This window comes from Streptomyces sp. NPDC015130 (assembly GCF_043080005.1).
Lineage (GTDB): Bacteria > Actinomycetota > Actinomycetes > Streptomycetales > Streptomycetaceae > Streptomyces.
On record NZ_JBIBVC010000007.1, the window covers coordinates 204,107 to 226,626 of the forward strand.

Sequence of the window (22,520 nt, forward strand, 5' to 3'; positions counted from 1 at the left end):
GCTACTTCTCCGTCTTCTTGGCGGGCTCGATCAGCTCGGGGCGGCCGGGCTGCTCGCCGCCGCGCTCCTTGATGTACGTCTCGGTGGGCACCATGACCTTGCGGCGGAAGACGCACACGAGGGTGCCGTCCTGCTTGTAGCCCTTGGTCTCGACGTAGACGATGCCGCGGTCGTTCTTCGACTTCGACGGGGTCTTGTCCAGGACCGTCGTCTCGCCGTAGATCGTGTCGCCGTGGAAGGTCGGCGCCACGTGCCGCAGCGACTCGATCTCCAGGTTGGCGATGGCCTTGCCGGAGACGTCCGGCACGGACATGCCGAGCAGCAGCGAGTAGATGTAGTTGCCGACGACGACGTTCTTCCCGAAGTCCGTCGTGTTCTCGGCGTAATTCACATCCATGTGCAGCGGATGGTGGTTCATCGTCAGCAGACAGAAGAGGTGGTCGTCGTACTCGGTGACCGTCTTTCCGGGCCAGTGCTTGTAGACGGCACCGACTTCGAACTCTTCGTAGGTACGGCCGAACTGCATGGTGCTACGCCTCCGGGATCTCGAACTTGCTGGTGCGCTGCATGCCGGCGGCGCGGCCCTTGCCGGAGATGACCAGGGCCATCTTGCGGGAGGCCTCGTCGATCATCTCGTCGCCGAGCATCGCGGAGCCCTTCTTCCCGCCGGCCTCGGACGTGTAGTAGTCGTACGCGTCGAGGATCAGCTCGGCGTGGTCGTAGTCCTCCTGCGAGGGCGAGAAGATCTCGTTCGCGGCGGCGACCTGGTCCGGGTGCAGCACCCACTTGCCGTCGAAACCGAGGGCGGCGGCGCGCTGCGCGACGGCCTTGTAGCCCTCCTGGTTGCGGATCTGGAGGTAGGGGCCGTCGATCGCCTGGAGGTTGTTGGCGCGGGCGGCCATCAGGATGCTCATCAGGATGTGGTGGTAGGCGTCGGCCGGGTAGCCCGGCGGCTGCTCGCCCACGACCAGCGACTTCATGTTGATGGAGGCCATGAAGTCGGCCGGGCCGAAGATGATCGTCTCGACGCGCTGGGAGGCCTGCGCGATCGCGTTGACGTTGGTGAGGCCCTGGGCGTTCTCGATCTGCGCCTCGATGCCGATCTTGCCGACCTCGAAGCCCATCGTCTTCTCGATCTGGGTGAGCAGCAGGTCCAGGGCGACGATCTGCTGGGCGTCCTGGACCTTCGGCAGCATGATGCAGTCGAGGTTCTGGCCGGCGCCCTCGACGACCGTGACGACGTCGCGGTACGTCCAGTGGGTCGTCCAGTCGTTGACCCGCACGACCCTGGTCTTGCCGGTCCAGTCGCCCTCGTTGAGGAACTTCACGATGGTGTGGCGTGCCTCGGGCTTGGCCAGCGGCGCGCAGGCGTCCTCCAGGTCGAGGAAGACCTGGTCGGCGGCGAGGCCCTGGGCCTTCTCCAGGAACCGCGGGTTGGAGCCGGGGACCGCGAGGCAGGAGCGGCGCGGACGCAGACGGTTCACGGGGCTGGTCATGCGGGGACCTCCGTACTTTCAAGGGGGCTGAGCTTGTTCGCTTGCCGGATCTCGTCGACGATACGGCCGATGATCTCCGTGATGCCGAAGTCCTTCGGTGTGAAGACGGCGGCGACACCCGCACGCCTCAGATCTGCGGCGTCGGCGTTCGGGATGATCCCGCCGACGATGACCGGCACATCGGTCGCGCCGGCCTCGCGGAGGCGGTCGAGGACGTCCGGGACCAGCTCGGCGTGCGAGCCGGAGAGGATCGACAGGCCCACGCAGTGCACGTCCTCCGCGAGGGCCGCGTTGACGATCTGCTCGGGGGTCAGCCGGATGCCCTGGTAGACGACCTCGAAACCGGCGTCACGGGCGCGTACGGCGATCTGCTCGGCGCCGTTGGAGTGCCCGTCCAGGCCCGGCTTGCCGACGAGCAGCCGCAGCCGCCCGGCGCCGAGGTCCTCGGCGGTCCGCGCCACCTTCTCCCGCACGAGGGCCAGCGGGGTGCCCGCCTCCGCCGTCACCGCGACCGGGGCCGAGGAGACGCCGGTCGGGGCCCGGAACTCGCCGAAGACCTCGCGCAGGGCCTCGGTCCACTCACCGGTGGTGACCCCGGCGCGGGCGCACTCGAGGGTGGCCTCCATGAGGTTGCCGGTGCCCTTGGCGGCCTCCTTGAGGCGTTCGAGGGCCTTGCAGGGGCGCGGGTGGTTGAACGGCGGCTGGTAGCGGTTGTCCCGCCACGTCTTCAGCGAGCCCACCACCCGCGCCTCGACGGCCGGGTCGACCGTCATGATCGCGGTGTCCAGATCGGCGGTGAGGGGGTTCTCCTCCGTCGACTGGAAGATGTTGACGCCGACGATCTTCTCGTCGCCGGCCTCGATCCGGGCGCGCCGCTCGGCGTGCGAGGAGACGAGCTGCGACTTGAGGTAGCCGGACTCGACGGCGGCCATCGCGCCGCCCATCTCCTGGATCCGCTCGATCTCGGCCAGGCACTGCTCGACGAGCGAGTCGACCTTGGCCTCGATCACGTGCGAGCCGGCGAAGATGTCCTCGTACTCCAGCAGGTCGGACTCGTGGGCGAGCACCTGCTGGATGCGGAGCGACCACTGCTGGTCCCAGGGCCGGGGCAGACCGAGCGCCTCGTTCCAGGCGGGGAGCTGCACGGCCCGGGCGCGGGCGTCCTTGGAGAGGGTGACGGCCAGCATCTCCAGGACGATCCGCTGGACGTTGTTCTCCGGCTGGGCCTCGGTCAGGCCGAGCGAGTTGACCTGTACGCCGTAGCGGAACCGGCGCTGCTTCTCGTTCTCGATCCCGTACCGCTCGTGGGTGATCTTGTCCCAGATGCGGCCGAAGGCGCGCATCTTGCACATCTCCTCGACGAAGCGGACGCCCGCGTTCACGAAGAACGAGATGCGGGCGACGACCTCGCCGAAGCGGTCCTCCGGGACCTGACCGGAGTCGCGGACCGAGTCGAGCACCGCGATCGCGGTGGACATCGCGTACGAGATCTCCTGGACCGGAGTGGCCCCCGCCTCCTGCAGGTGGTAGCTGCAGATGTTGATCGGGTTCCACTTCGGGATGTTGTTGACCGTGTACGCGATCATGTCCGTCGTGAGGCGGAGCGAGGGGCCGGGCGGGAAGACGTGCGTCCCGCGCGACAGGTACTCCTTCACGATGTCGTTCTGGGTGGTGCCCTGGAGCTTGGTGATGTCCGCACCCTGCTCCTCGGCGGCCACCTGGTAGAGCGCCAGGAGCCACATCGCCGTGGCGTTGATGGTCATCGAGGTGTTCATCTGCTCCAGGGGGATGTCCTGGAACAGCCGTCGCATGTCACCGAGGTGGGAGACGGGGACGCCGACCCGGCCGACCTCGCCGCGGGCGAGGATGTGGTCGGGGTCGTAGCCCGTCTGCGTCGGCAGGTCGAACGCGACCGAGAGGCCGGTCTGCCCCTTGGCGAGGTTGCGCCGGTACAGCTCGTTGGACGCCTCGGCGGTCGAGTGACCGGCGTAGGTCCGCATGAGCCACGGCCGGTCCTTCTGGCGCTCAGTCATCTATGGTCCCGGGGTCAGATGTTGCGGAAGCGGTTGATGGCGTCGATGTGCTTCTCACGCAGCTCGGGGTTGCTGACGCCCAGGCCCTCCTGCGGCGCGAGCGCGAGGACGCCGACCTTGCCCTGGTGCAGGTTGCGGTGGACGTCGTAGGCGGCCTGGCCGGTCTCCTCCAGGGAGTAGACCTTCGACAGGGTGGGGTGGATCTTGCCCTTGGCGATCAGGCGGTTCGCCTCCCAGGCCTCGCGGTAGTTCGCGAAGTGCGAGCCGATGATGCGCTTCAGCGACATCCACAGGTAGCGGTTGTCGTACTGGTGCATGTAGCCCGAGGTCGAGGCGCAGGTGGTGATGGTGCCGCCCTTGCGGGTGACGTACACCGAGGCGCCGAAGGTCTCGCGGCCCGGGTGCTCGAAGACGATGTCGATGTCCTCGCCGCCGGTCAGCTCGCGGATCTTGGAGCCGAAGCGCTTCCACTCCCGCGGGTCCTGGGTGTTCTCGTCCTTCCAGAACTTGTAACCCTCGGCGTTGCGGTCGATGACCGCCTCGGCGCCCATGGAGCGGCAGATGTCGGCCTTCTCCGGGGAGGAGACGACACAGATCGGGTTGGCGCCGCCGGCGAGGGCGAACTGCGTGGCGTACGAGCCGAGGCCGCCGCTCGCGCCCCAGATGAGGACGTTGTCGCCCTGCTTCATGCCGGCGCCGTTGTTGGAGACCAGCTGGCGGTAGGCGGTGGAGTTCACGAGGCCCGGGGAGGCCGCCTCCTCCCAGCTGAGGTGGCCGGGCTTCGGCATCAGCTGGTTCGACTTGACGAGGGCGATCTCGGCCAGGCCGCCGAAGTTGGTCTCGAAGCCCCAGATGCGCTGCTCGGGGTCGAGCATCGTGTCGTTGTGGCCGTCGGAGGACTCCAGCTCGACCGAGAGGCAGTGCGCGACGACCTCGTCGCCGGGCTTCCAGCTGTTGACGCCGGGGCCGGTGCGCAGCACGACGCCCGCGAGGTCGGAGCCGATGACGTGGTACGGCAGGTCGTGGCGCTTGCTGAGGTCGCTGAGGCGGCCGTAGCGCTCCAGGAAGCCGAAGGTCGACACCGGCTCGAAGATCGAGGTCCAGACCGAGTTGTAGTTGACCGAGGAGGCCATGACGGCGACCAGGGCCTCGCCCGGGCCGAGCTCGGGCAGGGGCACGTCGTCGAGGTGCAGCGACTTGCGCGGGTCCTTGTCGCGGCTGGCGAGCCCGGCGAACATCTCGGCCTCGTCCTTGTGGACGGTGATGCCCCGGTACGTCTCGGGGAGCGGGATGTTCGCGAAGTCGGCGGACGTGGCGTCCTGCGACTGGATCGCGGCCAGGATTTCCTTCACGGGTTGCCTCCGGCGGTGAGCGTCCTGAGGGAGGGACGCCTGGGGGTTACGGCGGGGAGTGCTGCTGCTGTGGAGGTGTGCCGTCGGTTCGGCTCGGGTGGTGCGGTGGCGCGGCGCTGGTGGCGCGAGGGTGCCTGTGACGCAGGCGTCCGGGCGCACGAGCCGTCGGCTTGTGGGGACAGCCGGCGAACGAGGTGTTCTCTGCTCGCCGGCCGCCCGGACAACATCAACGTATGACACGCCGTGCCACCGCACAAGGCACTGCGTGCCAACAATTTCACTCAGATGCAATCCGCCCGTCACGGATGAGCGATGATCGATCGAAATCCGCCCTGAACTGGGGCGATACGAAGAAGGCCGCCCCCGGGAACCGGGAGCGGCCTGCTCGGTGGAGCGGTGTTCGAGGCGTTCTCAGGGGCTCTGGAGCGCCTGCTGGATGGTGCGCATGACCTCGTCGAGGGGGGCGTCCGTGCGGGCCACGGCGACCACCACGTCACCGGTGGTGGAGGCCCTGGCGACCGGCGCCTGCTCGGGCTGCGGGGACGGGGCCGGCCGGCCCGCGCCTATCCCGCTGCCGAAGGTGTCCCGGACGATCGCGAAGGCGTGGTCCAGCTGGGCCTCCACGTCGCCCTGGCCGCCCGCCCGCAGCCAGCGGCGCAGCACGTGGTTGTGCGCGGTGACGACCGCCGAGGCGGCCACCTCCGCGAGCAGCGGGTCGTCGTTGCCGTCGTGGTGGTCGCGCTCGTCGAAATGGCCCAGGAGATAGCGGGTGAACAGCCGCTCGTAGCGGGCCACCGAGGCGATCTCGCGCTCCCGCAGGGTCGGCACCTCGCGGGTCAGCCGGTACCGCTCCACGGAGACCGCGGGGGAGCCCGCGTACATCTTCATGACTTCCTTGATGCCCCGGCACACGGTGTCGAGCGGGTGCTCGTGCGGCGGAGCGGCGTTCAGCACCGCCTCCGCCCGCACCAGCGTGTCGTCGTGGTCCGGGAAGATCGCCTCTTCCTTGGAGCGGAAGTGGCGGAAGAAGGTCCGCCGGGCGACCCCGGCCGTGGCCGCGATCTCGTCGACGGTCGTCGCCTCGTACCCCTTGGTGGCGAAGAGCTCCATCGCCGCCGTGGCCAGCTCCCGGCGCATCTTGAGCCGCTGGGCGGCGGCACGGGTGCCCGCCGCGCTCTCCGGAGCGTCGGACGGGGACGTGGCACGGGGTGTCTTCGTGGCCTTGGGCATGGTCCGAACGTACTGCATCGGAGTGGGAGTGTGCCCAGGTGGGGGCGGGGAGCCCCCCGGGGCACCGGAGGCGCCCGGGGAGCTCAGCAGGCCGCCCCAGCCCGCTGTGGGCGGCTCAGCGGCGGGCATATTCGCGGAAGCCGCGTCCCGTCTTGCGGCCGAGGCAGCCGGCCGCCACCAGGTGCTCCAGGAGCGGGGCGGGGGCGAGGCCCGGGTCGCGGAACTCGCGGTGCAGCACCTGCTCGATCGCGAGCGAGACGTCCAGACCGACCACGTCGAGCAGCTCGAACGGGCCCATCGGGTACCCGCCGCCCAGCTTCATGGCGGCGTCGATGTCGTCGAGGGTCGCGTAGTGCTCCTGGACCATCTTGATCGCGTTGTTCAGGTACGGGAAGAGCAGCGCGTTCACGATGAAGCCGGCGCGGTCGCCGCAGTCCACCGGGTGCTTGCGGATCTTCGCGGTGACCTCGCGGACGGTCGCGTGGACGTCGTCGGCCGTCAGGACCGTACGCACGATCTCGACCAGCTTCATCGCGGGCGCCGGGTTGAAGAAGTGCATCCCGATGACGTCCTGCGGGCGCGAGGTGGCCCGGGCACAGGCCACGACCGGCAGCGAGGAGGTCGTGGTGGCGAGCACCGCGCCCGGCTTGCAGATCTTGTCGAGCCGCGCGAACAGCTCCTGCTTGACCTCCAGGTCCTCGGCGACGGCCTCCAGGGCCAGATCGACGTCGGCGAAGGCGTCGAGCGTGCCGGCCGGGGTGATCAGGGCCAGCGTCGCGTCGCGGGCCTCGCCCGTCATCCGGCCCTTGTCGACCGAGCGGCCCAGCGACTTCGCGATCCGGGCCTTGGCCGTGTCCGCCTTCTCCTGCGAGCGGGCCGCGAGGACGACCTCGTACCCGGCCTTCGCGAAGACCTCGGCGATGCCGGAGGCCATGGTGCCGGAGCCGGCGACGCCGACCGAGCGGACCTCGCGGGCGGTACCGGCGCCGGCCGAGGTCAGCGGCGTGAGCGCGTCCCGCACGACCTCGCCGGAGCCCGGCGCCTCGTACGTGTAGAAGCCGCGGCCCGCCTTGCGGCCGGTCAGGCCCGCCTCGCTGAGCTGCTTGAGGATCGGGGCGGGGGCGTGCAGCCGGTCGTGCGAGGAGGCGTACATGGCCTCCAGGACCGTACGGGCCGTGTCGACGCCGATCAGGTCGAGCAGCGCCAGCGGGCCCATCGGCAGACCGCAGCCGAGCTTCATGGCCGCGTCGATGTCCTCGCGGGAGGCGTACTTGGCCTCGTACATGGCGGCGGCCTGGTTCAGGTAGCCGAAGAGCAGCCCGTCCGCGATGAAACCGGCCCGGTCGCCGACCGCCACCGGCTCCTTGCCGAGGTCCTGCGCGAGCCGGGTGACGGCGTCGACGGCCCGCGGGTCGGTCAGCACGGAGGAGACGACCTCGACCAGCTTCATCGCCTGCACGGGCGTGAAGAAGTGCAGGCCGAGCACCCGCTCGGGGTGGGCGGAGTCGGCGGCGAGCCGGGTGACGGAGAGCGCGTTGGTGCCGGTGGCCAGGATCGCGTCCGGGCGGACGATCCCGTCGAGCGCGCGGAAGACCTCCTGCTTCGCCTCGTACGACTCGGGGACGACCTCGATCACGAGGTCGGCCTCGGCGGCCGCCTGGAGGTCGGAGAAGGTGCGGAAGCGGGCCAGGACGTCCTGCCGCTCGTCCTCGGTGATCCGCTCGCGGTCCACGGCGCGGGCGGTGGAGGCCTCCAGGGCGGCGACGGCCCGGGCGGCGGCGGTGTCGTCGATGTCGATGCCGATGACCTCACGGCCGGCCCGGGCGAGGACGTCGGCGATGCCGCTGCCCATGGTGCCGAGACCGACGACGGCGATGGTGGAGAGAGGGGTGTCCATCAGGGGACTCCAGGGAGGAAGAGTGACGACTGAGGGCAGTGCGCGCGCGAGCGAAAGGGCGCGGAGGAAAAGAACGAGGGCGCCGCCCCGTTGGGAGGGGCCGATGCCCGGAAGAGGGCAATGCCCTACGGAGCGGGCGATGCCCTGGGAAAAGGGCGACGGACTCTGTCCCGGAGCCACGTCGAAAACTGCCGAACCGACGAAACGCTCACAACAGCTGCGTCACCAGGCTGTTGTGAGGAGCGCGGGTGGTGACCCGCTCACCTGAGACTAACCGGCCGGTAACGAGCGCGCCAGTCCCGGCAAGTTGGGAAAGTGTGATCTGGATCGCGGATAGGCTCGGATTCATGGAAAGCGCAGAGGATCCGGAATTCTGCTCGATGATCGATCGATTGCGCGACGAGATCGAGAATGACTCCGGAGAAGTCCCGGCGGCATTCGGAGAACTCGCCGGAACGACGGACCCGGAGGAACTCCACCAGGTCCTCACCGCACCCGGACAGCCGCTCTGGGCCCACGAGATCGCCGCCTTCAGGCTCGGACTCGCGGGCGACCCACGGGCCTTCGAGGCGCTCGTCCTCCTCCTCAACCACCGCGACCCCGAGCGCTGCGTCTCCGCCGCCCACGCCCTGGTCCGGCTCGGCGACCCGCGCACCGCCCGCGCCGCCGCTGCCCTCGCCACCAACGAACTCCGCGTCGCCTACGCCCTCCTGCCCGTCCGGCTCCTCGCTCAGCTCCGCGCCCCCGAATCCGTACCGGCCCTGATCACCGTCCTCCGGCGGCGGCTGCCGGCCGACGACCCCCACTGGAGGGTCGGACTCGCCTGCGTCGAGGGCCTCGGCAGTCTCGGGGACCCGCGGGCCCGCACGGCATTGGAGTCCGCGCTGCCGCACCCCCGGCTCGGCCGCGCGGCCGAGGAGTCACTCGCCCGGCTCGGCGGCGGCGACTGACGGCGCCGGGAGCAGCGTCACGACCGCCGTGACGACGGCCGGCAGCGCCGCGAGCGCGAAACAGAGGGCCAGGGGCAGCCGGCCGACGAGAAGCCCCGCTCCGGCCGTGGCCGCGGTGGTGCCCGCGTTGAACGCGGTGTTGACCCAGGCCCCGGCCCGGGTGCGACGGCCGGGGCCCGCCGACTCGTCGGCGAGCAGATAGGCGCTCGTGAGCGCGGGCGCCAGGAACAGACCGCCGAGCGCGACGCAGCCGACCAGGACGTAAGGATGAGGGGACAGCCCCGCCGCCGCCAGGACCGCGCCGAGCCCGAGCGTGAGCAGCGACAGCCGTACGGAGGTGGGCATCCGTACGTCCACGGCGCCGAGCACCAGACCGCCGACCGCGCTGCCCGCCGACAGGGCCGACATCGCCCACGGCACGACCCCGGGCCGGTGGTGCTCGTCGGCGAAGGCGATCACCAGCAGGTCGAAGGCGCCCAGGCAGACGCCCATCGAGGCGGCGACGGCGACCGCCCGCACGACACCGGCACGCGCCGGGAGCGCCGTCCCGGTCCCCGCCCGGGAGGCTTCGCCCGCGTCCGCCCTCTTCCTCCCGGCCCCGCCCCGCACCGCCGGGGACGAGACGAGGGCGAGCGTCCCGGTCAGGACGAGTCCGGCGCTCACCGCGAGCCCGGCCGCCGCCGGCGCGTACCCCGTGAGCAGCCCCACCAGCAAGGGACCGGAGACGAAGAGGAGTTCCTCCGCCACCGTGTCCAGGCTGTAGGCGCGCCGCAGCAGATCCCGGTCCGGGATCATCGCGCTCAACTGGGCCCGCATCACCGGGCCCAGCGGCGGGGTCACCGCGCCCGCCGCCCCGGCGAGCGTCATGAGCGTGAGAAACGAGGGCGCGGTCCCGGCGGCCGCCATCGCGAGCGCGATGAACAGCAGCGCGTATCCGAGCGCCAGCGGGGGCAGGGCCCGGCGCGGTCCGAAGCGGTCCACGAGGGCCGCCCGCGCGGGCGAGAGCAGGACGGTGGTCAGCCCCCACGCGGCCATGACCGTGCCGGCCGCAGCGTACGAGCCGGTGCTCGCCCTGACCGAGAGGAGCAGGGAGAGCGGGGCCGTCCCGTTGGAGAGCCGCCCGAGCAGCGCCGCCCCGAAGGTGCGGCGGACATGCGGGATCCTCAGGACCGCCGCGTAGGTGGGCGTGGGGGACAGAGCAGGGGAGGTCGCGGACACGGCGGAATACCTCGGGTGTTCCTCGGAAGGGCGCCGGGCGGTGGGGCCCGCGGCGCCGGAGCGTGCTGGGTCGGCTGAGGACCGCGCCGCGTGGGCACGGTGCGTCGGATCGCCGACTCCTAGGCACGGAAGAGGAACATGTGCGTCAACGTATCAAACGAAGATCCGCCCCGCCGTCGTCGGGCACGGCCGTGACCTGCTCGGGGACGAGGGCGAAGGCCTCGATCTCCACGAGGAGTTCCGGCCGGACCAGGGCCGAGACCTGCACGGCCGAGCTCGCCGGCAGCGGCGCCCCGGCGAAGTACGCGTCCCTGGCGTCCCGCACCGCCGGGAGGTGCGCCACGTCCGTGACGAAGTAGGTCAGCTTCACCACGTCCCCGAAGCCCGCGCCCGCGGCGGTGAGGCAGCGCTCCAGATTGGCGAAGACCTGGCGGGCCTGGGCCGCCGCGTCGCCCTCCCCGACCACGGCGCCGGAGGCGTCCAGCGCGCACTGGCCCGATATCGCGACGAACCGGCCCGTGCCCCAGACGACATGGCTGTACTGCGGGCTGGGCGCGAGGCCGTCGGGTGCGGGAACGTGGGTGAGGTGCTGACTGGTCATGTCCCACATCCTCGCGCACGCCACTGACAGCGCCCGTGTCCCCAAGGCTTTCACCGAGAAATCCCTGACGTCATGGCAGATAGTGGCCATGGATTGTTTGTCCAGTTATTGGCGATTTATGTGCCTGGAGGGTGTCATGGGGTACGCATTCCTCGGCAGCGCGGGAGCCCCGGGTTGAGCGCGGGCGCGGGGGGTGGGGCCCCGGCCGTCGCGCGCGCCTCCGCCGGTGTTCTCGCGGCCACGTGCGTCTCGGCCTTCGTCGTGAACGCGAACACGTCCGCCGTCAGCATCCTGCTGCCGGCCATCAGCGAGGACACCGGCACCTCCCTGGCCACGCTCCAGTGGGCGGTGACCGGCTACTCGCTCGTCGGCGCGGCGGTCATCGTCACCTCCGGGGCCCTGGGGGACATCTTCGGCCGCCGCCGGATCTTCATCGGCGGCCTGCTGCTCTTCGTGGCGTCGTGCGTGCTGATCGCGCTCGCGGAGAGCGGCGGACTGGTCATCGCCGGGCGCGCGGTCCAGGGCGCGGCCGGCTCGACGATCCTGGCCTGCGGGCTCAGCCTGCTCTCCGCGGGCTCCTCGGGGGACGCGCAGATGAAGGCGGTGTCGCTGTGGGGCGCTGCGTCGGCGGCGGGCGCCGCCGCCGGGCCCCTGGTGGGCGGTGCGCTCGTCGACGTCACCGGCTGGCAGGGGCTCTTCTGGATCGACGCCGCCATCGCCGCGGCCTGCGTGCCGCTGACCCTGCGCACGGTGCAGGAGTCCTCGGACCCCTCGCGGCCCCGCTCCGTCGACGTCGCCGGGACCCTGCTGATCGCCGCCGTCCTCGTACCGTTCGTCTTCGCCGTGACCGAGGGTGCGGACTGGGGCTGGCTCAGCGCGCCGACCCTCGTCTGCTTCGTGGTCTCGGCCGCCTCCGTGGTCGCGTTCGTCGCGGTTGAGAAGCGGGTGCGCGCGCCGCTGATCGACCTGGCGCTGCTCGGCAACAGGTTCCTCGTCGGGTCGAGCGTCGCGATCCTGGTGGTGGCCGGCTGCATCAACGCGGTCATGTACGTGTGCAGCCTCTACTTCCAGAACCCCGACGGGCTGGGCATGACACCGCTCGAAGCGGGGATGGCGACCCTGCCGGCCGCGGCCGGGATCGTGGTCACCGCGCCCCTGATCACACGGTTCGTCGACCGCCTCGGCGCCCGCAGGGTCATCGCGGCGGGGTTCGGGATCGCGACCGTCGCGTTCGCGCTGTTCGCCTTCGTCGAGTCCTCCTGGGGCTACGCGGCGTTCGTCGTGCCTCTGGTCGTGCTCGCCTTCGGGCTCGGACTGGCCAACGGGCCCTCCTCCTCCGTCGCCACCGCCTGCGTCACCACCGACCAGGTCGGGGCGGCGTCCGGCATCTCCAACATGGGCCGCTACGTCGGATCGGCCGTGCTCACCGCCGTCACCGCCGCCCTCTTCAGCGCGGTGTACACCCGGCAGCACGCGGACAGCGTCGCCGTGGCGGACGCCCTCGCGGCCGGGTTCTCCCGCTCGGCCGTCGGCCTGGCCCTCTTCTGCGCGTTCGGGGTCGTCCTGACCCTCCTGGTCGGCCGCATCCGCCCCACCGGCCCGCCCACCGCCGCCCACTACGCCGCGGCGGCGGCCGCCGGCTCCCACACCGTCCCCACCCGGCCCGTCCCGGCGGGAACGGAACGGGCGGACGGCACCTCCGCCTGAGGACGTCACCGCCGGTGCCCGCGTCCCCAGGGGGCGCGGGCACCGGCGGTGGGTCGGGCGGGGGGAGTCGTCAGCGGACGTGGCCCAGGAGGCCGTGCAGGGTGGCGGCCGCCGCCCCCGGGTGCAGGGCGCCGACCCGTCGGACCGAGGCGGCGTCCTTCCCGGCTCCCTTCTCCGTGTCCTTCCCGGCGTCCGTCCCGACGTCCTTCCCGGTCTCCTTCTTCCCGGCCGGGGCCAGGGGCTCGGGCTCCGGCTCCGGGAGCGCCTCGCAGACCGCGTCGACCTCGCCGCCGTCCTCGGCCCGCGGCACCGTGCCGGTGGCGAGGTAGGCGGCCAGGTGGTCGTCGAGGCAGTCGTTCCCGCCGAGGGTCACCCCGTGGTTCCCGCCGCCCTCCTCGACGACCAGGCTGGAGCCGCGCACCAGCCGGTGCAGCGCCATGGCGCCCTCGTACGGGGTCGCCGCGTCCTCCGTCGCCTGGAGGATGAGCACCGGCGGCAGCTGGTCGTTGGTGACGTCCGGCGGGGTCAGGGACGGCACCGGCCAGAAGGCGCAGGGGGCGTTGTACCAGGCGTTGTTCCAGGTCGAGAACGGCGCCTTCGCGTGGACGTCCCAGTTGTCCTTGCGCCAGACGTTCCAGTCGCGGGGCCAGGCCGCGTCCCGGCACTGCACGCTCGTGTAGACCGAGTAGCCGTTGTCGGCGGCGGCGTCGGCCTCCCCGTACCTCTCGTACGCCTCCGTCAGGGGTGCCGCGTCGCCGTCGTTGACGTAGGACGAGAACGCGCTCGCGAGGCGGGGCCAGTAGCCGTTGTAGTAACCGCCGGGCAGGAAGGTGTCCTCCAGCTCGCCCGGTCCGACCTTCCCGCCGGCCGGGGCCTCGCGCAGCGCGTCCCGCATCCGGTACCAGGCGGCCTCGACCACCGCCGGGTCGGTGCCCAGCTTGTAGACCGCGTCCTGCCGGGCCACCCAGGCCATGAAGTCCTTGTGCCGGGTGTCGAAGGCGTAGTCCTGCGCGATGTTGTCCTCGTACCAGACCCCGTGCGGATTGACGACGGAGTCGAGCGCCATGCGCCGCACCCGGTCCGGGTGGAGCCGGGCGTAGACCGCGCCCAGGTAGGTGCCGTAGGAGTAGCCGAGGTAGTTGATCTTCGGGGCGCCCAGCGCGTCCCGGATCGCGTCGATGTCCTTGGCGGTGCTCACGGTGTCGATGTACGGGAGGACGTCGGCGTACTTCTCGCCGCAGGCCTCGGCGAAGGACCGGGCCCGGTCGACCGCCGCCTTCTCGGCGTCGGCGCCGATCGGCACCGAGTCGGGGCGGACCGGAGCGAAATGGCCCGGGCGGCAGTCGAGCGCGGGCTCGCTCCTGCCGACCCCGCGCGGGTCGAAGCCGATCACGTCGTACTCGGCGGCCACCTTCGGGGGCAGCGAGGCCGCCACGTACCCGGCCATCGTGCGTCCGCTGCCGCCCGGCCCGCCCGGGTTCACGAGCAGCGGCCCCTGGAAGGTCTTCGCGGTGTGCGGGACCCGGGTCAGGGCGAGCGTGATGCTCCGGCCGGCCGGGTCGTCGTGATCGAGCGGCACCTTCAGGGTGGCGCACTGGAGCTTCGGGTACGCCTGGGTGGCACAGCCGGTCCAGGCGAGCCTGGGTAGCGGTCGGGGGGTCGGGTCGGCGGCGTCGGCGGGGGCGGCGGGCAGGACGGTGACCGTCCCGGCGACCAGCGCTCCAGCGGCGATCAGCATTCCTGCGCGTGGGGTCATAGGGCGTCCGTGCCCCGCGCGGGCCGCGGGAGGACCTCTTTCGTCGAGAGTTGACCCGAAAAGAGGAGGACCCGACGGCGTGTCAGGTGAACCGGTCCGATGATCAGAGCAGTGTGAGCTGCTCGGGCGCGGCCGCGAGCGCGGGCTCCTCCGGAACCGCGATCCGGCGTGGTGCACCGCCCCGGTGGGCGGGGCCTATGCCGAACTCGGCGGCCAGTTCGTGGACCTGACGGGTGATCCGGCGCTGGTACCAGGTCGGTGCGTAGGCCCCGTCCGCGTACATCCGCTCGTACCGCCGCACCAGCTGCGGGTGGTGCTGCCGCAGCCATGTCATGAACCACTCGCGGGCGCCCGGCCGCAGGTGCAGGACGAGCGGGGTGACCGAACTCGCCCCGGCCTCGGCGATCGCGCGGACCGTGGCGCGCAGCTGCTCGGGCCGGTCGCCGAGGAAGGGGACGACGGGGGCCATGAGCACGCCGCAGTCGATTCCGTGCTCGCCGAGGGTGCGGACCACGTCGAGGCGGCGCTCGGGGGAGGGGGTGCCGGGCTCGACCGTCCGCCACAGCTCCCGGTCGGTGAAGCCGACCGAGACGGAGATGCCGACCTCGGTGACCCGGGCGGCCTGGGTGAGCAGCTCCAGGTCGCGCAGGATCAGGGTGCCCTTGGTGAGGATCGAGAAGGGGTTGGCGCGGTCGCGCAGGGCGGTGAGGATGCCCGGCATCAGGCGGTAGCGGCCCTCGGCCCGCTGGTAGCAGTCGACGTTGGTGCCCATGGCGACGTGGGCGCCCTGCCAGCGGGCGGAGCCGAGCTGGCGGGCCAGCACCTCCGGGGCGTTCACCTTGACGACGATCTGGGAGTCGAAGCCGATCCCGGTGTCGAGGTCCAGATAGCTGTGGGTCTTGCGGGCGAAGCAGTACACACATGCGTGACTGCAACCCCTGTACGGGTTGACCGTCCACTCGAACGGCATGCGGGAGGCGCCGGGCACCCGGTTGAGGACCGAGCGGGCCCGCACCTCGTGGAAGGTGATGCCCCGGAACTCCGGGGTGTCGAACGTCCGCGTGGTCACCGCGTCCGTACCGAACAGAGCGATGTCGGCGGGCGCGCTCGGCCCGTCGCCCAGATTGTCCCAGCGCACGGGCGCCTCCTCGGTTGCTCTGCCTCGCTTCTGACCCCACCCTGCGCCCAGAATAGAACACCTGTTCCCTTGATCACCGCAACCCGGATTTCGTGCCCCGGAGCCCTCGTGGTTCGCTTGGCCCACACCCCCGAGGAACCACAAGCTGGAGGAAGTCAATGGCGCAGGTCGAGGCCACGACGGAACGGATCATCGCCGCGGACGCGGAGACGGTGTTCGACGCGCTGGCGGACTACAGCGGCACGCGCGCGAAGGTGCTCCCCGAGCACTTCAGCGAGTACGAGGTGCGCGAGGGCGGTGACGGCGAGGGCACCCTCGTCCACTGGAAGCTCCAGGCCACCAGCAAGCGCGTCCGCGACTGCCTCCTGGAGGTCACCGAGCCCACCGACGGACAGCTCGTCGAGAAGGACCGCAACTCGTCCATGGTCACCACCTGGACCGTCACCCCCGCCGGCGAGGGCAAGTCGCGCGCCGTCGTCACCTCCGTCTGGAACGGCGCCGGCGGCGTCGGAGGCTTCTTCGAGCGGACCTTCGCGCCCAAGGGTCTGGCCCGCATCTACGACGCCCTGCTCGCCAAGCTGGCGGACGAGGTCGAGAAGTAACGCTCCCGGCGTTCACCGATTCGAGTGGTTCGCCCGCGCCCCCGCACCGGAGCCCCCGCGCGCCGAGGGGGCGCGGGCCTCCTCGAAAACGCGCTGATGAGCGACCCAAGTGCGCCGTACCGCAGGGTCGTTCGCCGCCCGGGACGCCACTGACCTCCCGTACCGCCCGACTTGCTCCCCCTTCGCACCCAATGCGAAGAATGGCGCGGCGTAGACGCCGTGTCGAGGGGAGCAGGTACGTGGGTGCGATCACCGTCGTGAAGGCCGGCGAGGGCGCGGAGGGCGCGGAACCGTCCACCGCGGACGAAGCCCTCACCGCGGACGCCCCGCTCACCGACGACGAACCGCTCGGCGCGGACGGCCCGCCCGGCGGCCTCGCGCCGCCGCCCGGACCCGGACCCGTCCCCCTCGACCCCCGTCGCGTCCGGCTCGTCTTCTGCGGCCTCATGCTCGCGCTGCTCCTCGCCGCGCTGGAGCAGATGATCGTGGCCACCGCCCTGCCGAAGATCGTCGGCGAACTCCAGGGCCTGGACCGGATGTCCTGGGCCATCACCGCCTACCTGCTGACCTCCACCATCGGCCTGCCGATCTACGGAAAGCTCGGCGACCTCCTCGGCCGCAAGGGCGTCTTCCTCTTCGCCATCGTCGTCTTCGTCATCGGCTCCGGCCTGGCCGGCTGGTCCCGCAGCATGGACGAGCTCATCGCCTTCCGCGCGATCCAGGGCGCCGGCGCCGGCGGCCTGATGATCGGCGTCCAGGCGATCATCGCGGACATCGTCCCCGCCCGGGAACGCGGCCGCTACATGGGCCTGATCGGCGCCGCCTTCGGCCTCGCCTCCGTCGCCGGACCCCTCCTCGGCGGCTTCTTCACCGACCACGTCTCCTGGCGCTGGTGCTTCTACTTCAACGTGCCCTTCGGGCTCGTCACCCTCGCCGTCGTCGCCGTCGTCCTCAGACTTCCCCGACCCACCGCACGCGCGCGCTTCGACGTCCTCGGCGCCCTGCTCCTCACCGCCGCCTCCACCTGCCTCGTCCTGCTCACCAGTTGGGGCGGCACCGAGTACGCCTGGGACTCCCGGGTCGTCCTCGGACTTGCCTGCGGCGCCGCCGGAACGACCCTGCTCTTCCTGGTCGTCGAGCACGTCGCGCCCGAACCCCTCATCCCGCTCAGGCTCTTCCGCGACTCCGTCTTCACCGTCACCTCCCTCGTCGGAGCCGTCGTCGGCATCGCCCTCTTCGGCGCCGCCAGCTACCTCCCCAGTTTCCTGCAGATGGTCGAGGGCGCCACCGCCACCGAGTCCGGCCTCCTGATGCTGCCGCTCATGGGCGGCATCGTCATCGCCTCGGTCGTCTCCGGCCGGCTCATCACCCGCACCGGCCACTACAAGATCTACCCCGTGCTCGGCGGGGCCGTCTCCGTCCTCGGCATGTGGCTGCTCTCCCGGATGGACACCGACACCCCGCGCCTCCAGCACAGCCTCTGGCAGGCCGTCCTCGGCACCGGCATCGGCCTGGTCATGCCCGTCCTCGTGCTCGCCGTGCAGAACTCCGTACGCCCCGCCGACCTCGGCACCGCCACCAGCGCGCACAACTACTTCCGCCAGATCGGCGGCAGCGTCGGCGCGGCGGTCTTCGGCACCGTCTTCGCCGCCCGGCTCGACGACGCCCTCGGCGACCGGCTGGCCGGGATCCTCGCGCAGGGAGCCCCGGTGTCCCTGCCGCCCGCCGAGTCGATCACCCCGCAGGTGGTGCACACCCTGCCGCCTGCCCTGCGCGACGCCTACATCGAGGCGTACGCGGAAGCGATGCCGCGCATCTTCCTCTACCTCGTGCCGGTCCTCGTGCTCGGCCTCGTCCTCGCCTTCTTCCTCAAGGAGAAACCGCTGGTGTCCCACCACACCCCCGCCACCGAGGCCGTCGAGACCACCGGCCTCGGCGGCACCCGGGCGGTCCCGCACGCCCGGCACGCCGCCCCCGCACCCTCCCAGGAGGGCCCGGCCCGCTCCGGCGTCCCCGTCTGCGGCACCGTGCAGCACCACGACGGCAGCAGGGTCCCCCGGGCCGCCCTCACCCTCATCGACGTCCAGGGCCGGCAGGTCGGGCGCGGGGCGAGCGGCGAGGACGGCCGGTACGCGCTGAGCGTGCCCGACCGGGGCGCGTACGTCCTCATCGCGGCGGCCGGCGGACACCAGCCGCAGGCGGTCTCCGTCACCGTCGGCGACCGGCCCGTGGAGCTCGACGTCGTCCTCGGCGGCGCCGGGCGGCTCGCCGGCAGCGTCGTCACCGCCGACGGGACGCCCGTCCGGGACGCCGCCGTCACCCTCACCGACGTCCGCGGCGAGGTCGTCGCCTCCACCCGCAGCGGACGCGAGGGCGGGTACGTCATCACCGAACTGGTCGCCGGCGAGTACACGCTCGCCGCCAGCGCCCCCGCCTTCCGGCCCGCCGCGCTCCCGGTCAGCGTCCAGTCCGCCCGCGAGACCCGCCAGGACATCGAACTGGCCGGCGGCGCGGTGCTGCGCGGCACCGTGCGGGCCGGCGGCGGACGCCCCGTCGAGGACGCCCGGGTCACCCTCCTCGACGCCGCCGGGAACGTCATGGACACCCTCACCACCGGTGCCGACGGCACCTTCCGCTTCGTGGACCTGTCCTCCGGCGAGTACACCGTCATCGCGGCCGGCTACCCGCCCGTCGCGACCGTCCTCCAGATGGCCGGCGGCGGCCGTACCGAGCGCGACCTCCAGCTCGGCCACCGGGACTGACGGCCCGTCCCCGCCGAACGGGCGAGCCCCGGCCGCCTGCTGCGAGGCAGGCGGCCGGGGCTCGGGAGCGGGTGGACGGGCCGGGGCGGATCAGCCCACGGCGGTGTCAGCCCAGGGCACGGATGGCCCGCCAGTCGACACCCAGGACCGTCCTGACCGGACCGTTCGTGTTGGTGGTGGACGGGTAGTACAGCTTCACGTTGCCGGTGTCACCGAAGCGGGCCCAGAGGTCCGGCACGCCGTCCTTGTTGACGTCGGGGATGCCGATCACGGTCGAGACGTTGGTCTCGGTCCAGGTCGTACCGAACAGCACGTCGCCGTTGACCGAGTTGGCCGCCACCCTGACCGACTCCAGGTCGAGGCTGCCGACGCCGCCGGTGCCGGGCTTGCCGTGGCGGGCGTACATGTTGCCGTTGTCCAGGTTGCGCCACAGCAGGTCGGGCGTGCCGTCCTTGTTCATGTCGGCGATGTTGACGATGTCACGGCGGGCCCAGGCGGTGCCCTCCATCAGCGTCGCGGTCTGGAAGGTGGCGCCGGTGTAGCCGGACAGCACCCAGAACTGCGTCCCGGCCCGCAGGGTCAGGTCGGGCAGCTTGTCGCCGGTGACGTCCCCGATCGCCTTCAGCTGCGTCCAGGTGGACGGCGCCGGGGCGTTGGCCGGCAGGCGGACCGGGATCCGCTCGTCCACGTTGAAGCTGCCGTAGCCGTCGCCCGGGTAGAGCCAGAACCTCTTGTCCGGGGTGACCGCGAACATGTCGGTCGAACCGTCGCCCGGGTACGTGTCGTTGTAGTGCGCGATCAGCGACGCCGTGCCGGCCGAATCGATCCAGTGGTTCGGCGGGTCGACCGCCTTGTCCTTGGTCACGTACGAGGCGGCGAGGCAGCTGAACAGCTCACCGCCGGTGTCGACGACCGCCGGATCGACGGGCGCGCCCACGCAGTTCTTCAGCTTGCCGTCCGGGTAGAGCACCAGCAGGTCGGCGATGTCGTCGCCACCGGTGTCCATCGGACCGTCGGCCCGGTCCCGCGGCGGAAGGTAGAAGGAGTAGTCGCCCTTCAGGCTCTGGTTGCCGTTGACGTCGTAGGCGTAGACGTACAGGGCGGTCGGGCCGGCGTGCCGGGGCCGGACGCCGGTGAGGGTGATCTTGCCGTTCGTCGGCGCCGGCGTCTCGACGAGGGCCTCGCCCTCGAAGGCGTACTTGAACTTGGTCGCGCCGGTGGCGCTGAAGGTGAAGTCACCGGGGGTGCCGTACTTGACCTTGGCCCAGGTCTTGCCGTCGGGCGTGGCCTCGGTGAACACGGTGCTGGTGATGTCCGGCTGGGGCGGCGCGGTCGGGTCCACGGTGAGGCGGCACGGCTCGTCGCCGACCGGGAAGAACGAGGAGACCGCGACCGCGTCCTCGGCACGGACGTCCCAGGAGAACAGGGTGTTGGTCTGGAGGCCCGTCAGCAGCGGGTTGTCGGCCTGGATGACCATCTGGCCGTAGCCGGTGGAGTCCGCGGTGGCGACGTACTCGGTCTTGGTGGTCGCACCGGACTTCCAGAAGCGGAACCGCAGCTTGGGAATGGTGCCGTCCGCGTCGTAGCCCTTGGCCTTCAGGGTGATGGTGGTCCGGCCGATGGTGGCGCTGGCGGTCGGTCCGGGCACACACGCGCCGCCGGGTGAGGACGTGCCGTTGGTCGGCTGGGACGGGGGACGGTTGAAGTCGCCCTCCACCACGGCGGAGGTCGCGAGGAACTTGCGCCAGGTCTGGGTGTCGCCCTCGCTCGTGGCACGCATGCCGAAGGTGAGGGTCGAGTGGCCGGCGTCCGCGCTCTTCTGGACACCCGCCAGCACGTTGAACGCCTCGTACGCGTCCGGGCAGCCGGTCGAGGACCAGCCGTGGGCGAAGGACTGCCAGTCCAGCTTCGTCGACCAGCTCGGCTGCGCGTTCCAGGTCGTACCGGACGAGATGGAGCCGGTCTGCCAGAACTGGAACTCCCGCGCGGTGCAGGACCAGGAGTGGTTGTTCTTCACCTTGAAGGTGGCCCGGGTGAACTTCGCGCCCTCGTAGGTGGAGGAGAACTTCATCCGCCAGAAGGAGCGGCCGAGACCGCCGGTGTCGCTCTCGTAGCCGACGCGGGCGTCGGACGTACCGGAGGAGAAGTTCGTGCCGTTCCAGAAGCTGGAGGTCGGGTACTTCTTGTACGCCGTCGTCCAGGCCGCCCAGCCGCTGTTGAGCGGCGGGTCGACGAACACCGGGTACTGCGTGTCCGGGTGGTCGAGGAGGCCGGTCCGGCCGAGGCCCAGCTTCAGGGTGGCCGCACCGGTGCCGTCGCCGTCGAGCGCGACCGGGAGCGGGGCGGAGCGCGCGCCCGGCTCGATGCCCGTCAGGCCCGAGAGCTTCAGGACGTCGGCGGGGCCGGCGACCGAGGTGCGCTGCGGGGTGCCCGGCTTGAGCTCGGGGTCCCGGCCGCTGGAGTCCCAGGCGAAGGGGGTCGGGATCGTGCCGACCTCCCTGCCCGTCTTGTCCAGGACCTGGATCCGGTCGGCCTTCGCGTCCTGCCGGAAGACCGCGGTCGTCGACCGCAGGCCGTACGAGACGGTCGCGAGGTGCTTGTTCTCGGCGGCCTCGCGGTTCTTGACGATGAGGAGCTGGGCGAAGCCGCCCTCCTGACGCGCCACGAGGAGCAGGTCGACGCCGGGAAACACCTCGGAGTAGAGGGCGCGCGGGCCGTCCAGCACCGGCTCCGGCAGGGCGCCGGGCCAGGTGTAGGCGACGGTGTGGCCGTTGAGGTCGAGCTCGGCGAGCACGGACGTCTCGCCCGTGCCCTCGGCGAGCGGCAGCCGGGCGTACGAGCGGTCGGCGCGGTCCTCGTCGGCGGTGCCTCCGGAGAAGCGGACCGGCAGGGCCGCGTTGACCGGGCGGACGGTCAGCGTGCCGGCGTCCTTCGTCTTCCGCAGGGTGTTGTCGATGGGCGCCCACTTGCCCTGCGCGTTCCTCGCGCGCTGGGGCAGCGCGTGGATCCGGGTGCGCATCTGACCGTTCGGCAGCGCCCAGATCTGCTCGGTGGCGGTGGTCGCCGTGTCGACGAGCACCTGCTTGCCCGTGCGCTTGGCCTCGGCCGACGCGGTGGCCTCGTCCTTCGGCCCGGTCGACGCCTGTTCGGCTTCTGTGCGGGGGGACTTGGGCGCGCTGGGGGAGCTGGCGGTCGAAGGCGTACTCGGCTGCCACCAGGGCAGGAGCGCGGCGGTGAGGGCGGCCAGTACGAGGCCGAGGGTGAGTGTGAGCCGTGTGCGCGTGCGCACGAACGGGCTGAGAAGACGAGGCGGCGCGGGCACGGCGGTCTACTCCCGTGGGACCAGAGGGAATTTCGGACAGCGCAGACGACCCCGACGGACCGTCCGCGGGGCACAAGGCGCGCACACGATCACACGTTCGGCACGTGACGTCCATGCCTGCAGGCTTTATGAAGATGTTATGAATTGTGCGGAACGGACTTGCCGGGAAGTCGATCCGGTCTGTTTCGAGCCGTTCTGATGCTGCCTTAGGTCGCTAATGGAGCTCGGTGTCTGATCTATCGCGAAGATCGGCAGTGTGAGCTTCTGTTTGCGACTGCACCGTGGCGCATCTCACTTGCGAGTGATCTCGACAGTTCGGCGGATCTTGTCAATGAACCGCACATGAAACAGAGTTCGCACGCACGCGCCTGATCCAGGCGCGTGCTCTTTGGTGTTTCCGCACCTCCTCCGTTGTCTTGTTCGTTGGGTGGGAGTCGACGCGTGATGCGTGCTTCA

Annotated in this window: 15 protein-coding genes; 4 read left to right on the forward strand and 11 right to left on the reverse strand. The window is 71.3% G+C overall.

Translation table 11 applies throughout. The annotated features are described in order from the left end of the window. Nucleotide 1: 1 nt before the first annotated feature. From ACF08F_RS17065 to ACF08F_RS17090, 6 genes are all read right to left on the reverse strand, one after another. Nucleotides 2–526: a MaoC family dehydratase gene (locus ACF08F_RS17065; RefSeq protein WP_030320137.1), complete on the reverse strand. Its 525-nt coding sequence runs from the start codon at nt 524–526 to the stop codon at nt 2–4. A 4-nt stretch (nt 527–530) separates the two neighbouring features. Continuing rightward, nucleotides 531–1,496 (reverse strand): CoA ester lyase, encoded by a 966-nt coding sequence (locus ACF08F_RS17070; RefSeq protein ID WP_015037486.1) that lies wholly within the window; start codon nt 1,494–1,496, stop codon nt 531–533. Beyond that, on the reverse strand, nt 1,493–3,529 hold the full coding sequence (locus ACF08F_RS17075; RefSeq protein ID WP_392299291.1) for a protein meaA: 2,037 nt from the start codon (nt 3,527–3,529) through the stop codon (nt 1,493–1,495). The genes ACF08F_RS17070 and ACF08F_RS17075 overlap by 4 nt, the downstream gene beginning before the upstream one ends. A gap of 14 nt (nt 3,530–3,543) precedes the next feature. Next, a complete protein-coding gene (gene ccrA / locus ACF08F_RS17080) occupies nt 3,544–4,881 on the reverse strand; it encodes a crotonyl-CoA carboxylase/reductase (RefSeq protein ID WP_392299292.1) in 1,338 nt (445 codons plus the stop codon). Nucleotides 4,882–5,292: 411 nt separating this feature from the next. Next, nucleotides 5,293–6,111, reverse strand: a complete 819-nt coding sequence (locus tag ACF08F_RS17085) for a TetR family transcriptional regulator (RefSeq protein ID WP_392299293.1) — start codon at nt 6,109–6,111, stop codon at nt 5,293–5,295. A gap of 115 nt (nt 6,112–6,226) precedes the next feature. After that, nucleotides 6,227–8,008: a 3-hydroxyacyl-CoA dehydrogenase family protein gene (locus ACF08F_RS17090; protein ID WP_392299294.1), complete on the reverse strand. Its 1,782-nt coding sequence runs from the start codon at nt 8,006–8,008 to the stop codon at nt 6,227–6,229. A gap of 347 nt (nt 8,009–8,355) precedes the next feature. Here ACF08F_RS17090 and ACF08F_RS17095 point away from each other — a divergent pair, with 347 nt between their 5' ends. Further along, nucleotides 8,356–8,958, forward strand: a complete 603-nt coding sequence (locus tag ACF08F_RS17095; protein ID WP_392299295.1) for a HEAT repeat domain-containing protein — start codon at nt 8,356–8,358, stop codon at nt 8,956–8,958. Here the strand turns inward: ACF08F_RS17095 and ACF08F_RS17100 are convergent. Both ACF08F_RS17100 and ACF08F_RS17105 read right to left on the reverse strand, forming a co-directional pair. Next, nucleotides 8,929–10,176: an MFS transporter gene (locus tag ACF08F_RS17100; RefSeq protein WP_392299296.1), complete on the reverse strand. Its 1,248-nt coding sequence runs from the start codon at nt 10,174–10,176 to the stop codon at nt 8,929–8,931. The genes ACF08F_RS17095 and ACF08F_RS17100 overlap by 30 nt on opposite strands. Before the next feature lie 145 nt (nt 10,177–10,321). Next, entirely contained in the window at nt 10,322–10,777 is a 456-nt protein-coding gene (locus ACF08F_RS17105; RefSeq protein ID WP_392299297.1) for a RidA family protein, read from the reverse strand. Between the two features lie 174 nt (nt 10,778–10,951). Here ACF08F_RS17105 and ACF08F_RS17110 point away from each other — a divergent pair, with 174 nt between their 5' ends. Further along, nucleotides 10,952–12,484, forward strand: coding sequence for an MFS transporter (locus ACF08F_RS17110; protein WP_392299298.1), 1,533 nt, complete (start codon nt 10,952–10,954; stop codon nt 12,482–12,484). Nucleotides 12,485–12,554: 70 nt separating this feature from the next. Here the strand turns inward: ACF08F_RS17110 and ACF08F_RS17115 are convergent, their stop codons facing one another. Both ACF08F_RS17115 and ACF08F_RS17120 read right to left on the reverse strand, forming a co-directional pair. Continuing rightward, entirely contained in the window at nt 12,555–14,240 is a 1,686-nt protein-coding gene (locus tag ACF08F_RS17115) for an alpha/beta fold hydrolase (RefSeq protein WP_392299299.1), read from the reverse strand. A 103-nt stretch (nt 14,241–14,343) separates the two neighbouring features. Then, nucleotides 14,344–15,378 carry an Rv2578c family radical SAM protein gene (locus tag ACF08F_RS17120; RefSeq protein ID WP_392299300.1) on the reverse strand — a complete coding sequence of 345 codons (1,035 nt, stop codon included), beginning with the start codon at nt 15,376–15,378 and terminating at the stop codon, nt 14,344–14,346. A gap of 158 nt (nt 15,379–15,536) precedes the next feature. Here ACF08F_RS17120 and ACF08F_RS17125 point away from each other — a divergent pair, with 158 nt between their 5' ends. Together ACF08F_RS17125 and ACF08F_RS17130 are read left to right on the forward strand one after the other, a co-directional pair. Continuing rightward, nucleotides 15,537–15,980: an SRPBCC family protein gene (locus ACF08F_RS17125; protein WP_055640569.1), complete on the forward strand. Its 444-nt coding sequence runs from the start codon at nt 15,537–15,539 to the stop codon at nt 15,978–15,980. A gap of 239 nt (nt 15,981–16,219) precedes the next feature. Next, a complete protein-coding gene (locus tag ACF08F_RS17130) occupies nt 16,220–18,742 on the forward strand; it encodes an MFS transporter (RefSeq protein WP_392299301.1) in 2,523 nt (840 codons plus the stop codon). A gap of 106 nt (nt 18,743–18,848) precedes the next feature. On the opposite strand, the gene ACF08F_RS17135 is transcribed toward ACF08F_RS17130, so the two are convergent. Then, complete coding sequence (locus ACF08F_RS17135; protein WP_392299302.1) at nt 18,849–22,031, reverse strand: hypothetical protein; 3,183 nt, start codon at nt 22,029–22,031, stop codon at nt 18,849–18,851. Nucleotides 22,032–22,520 lie beyond the last annotated feature (489 nt).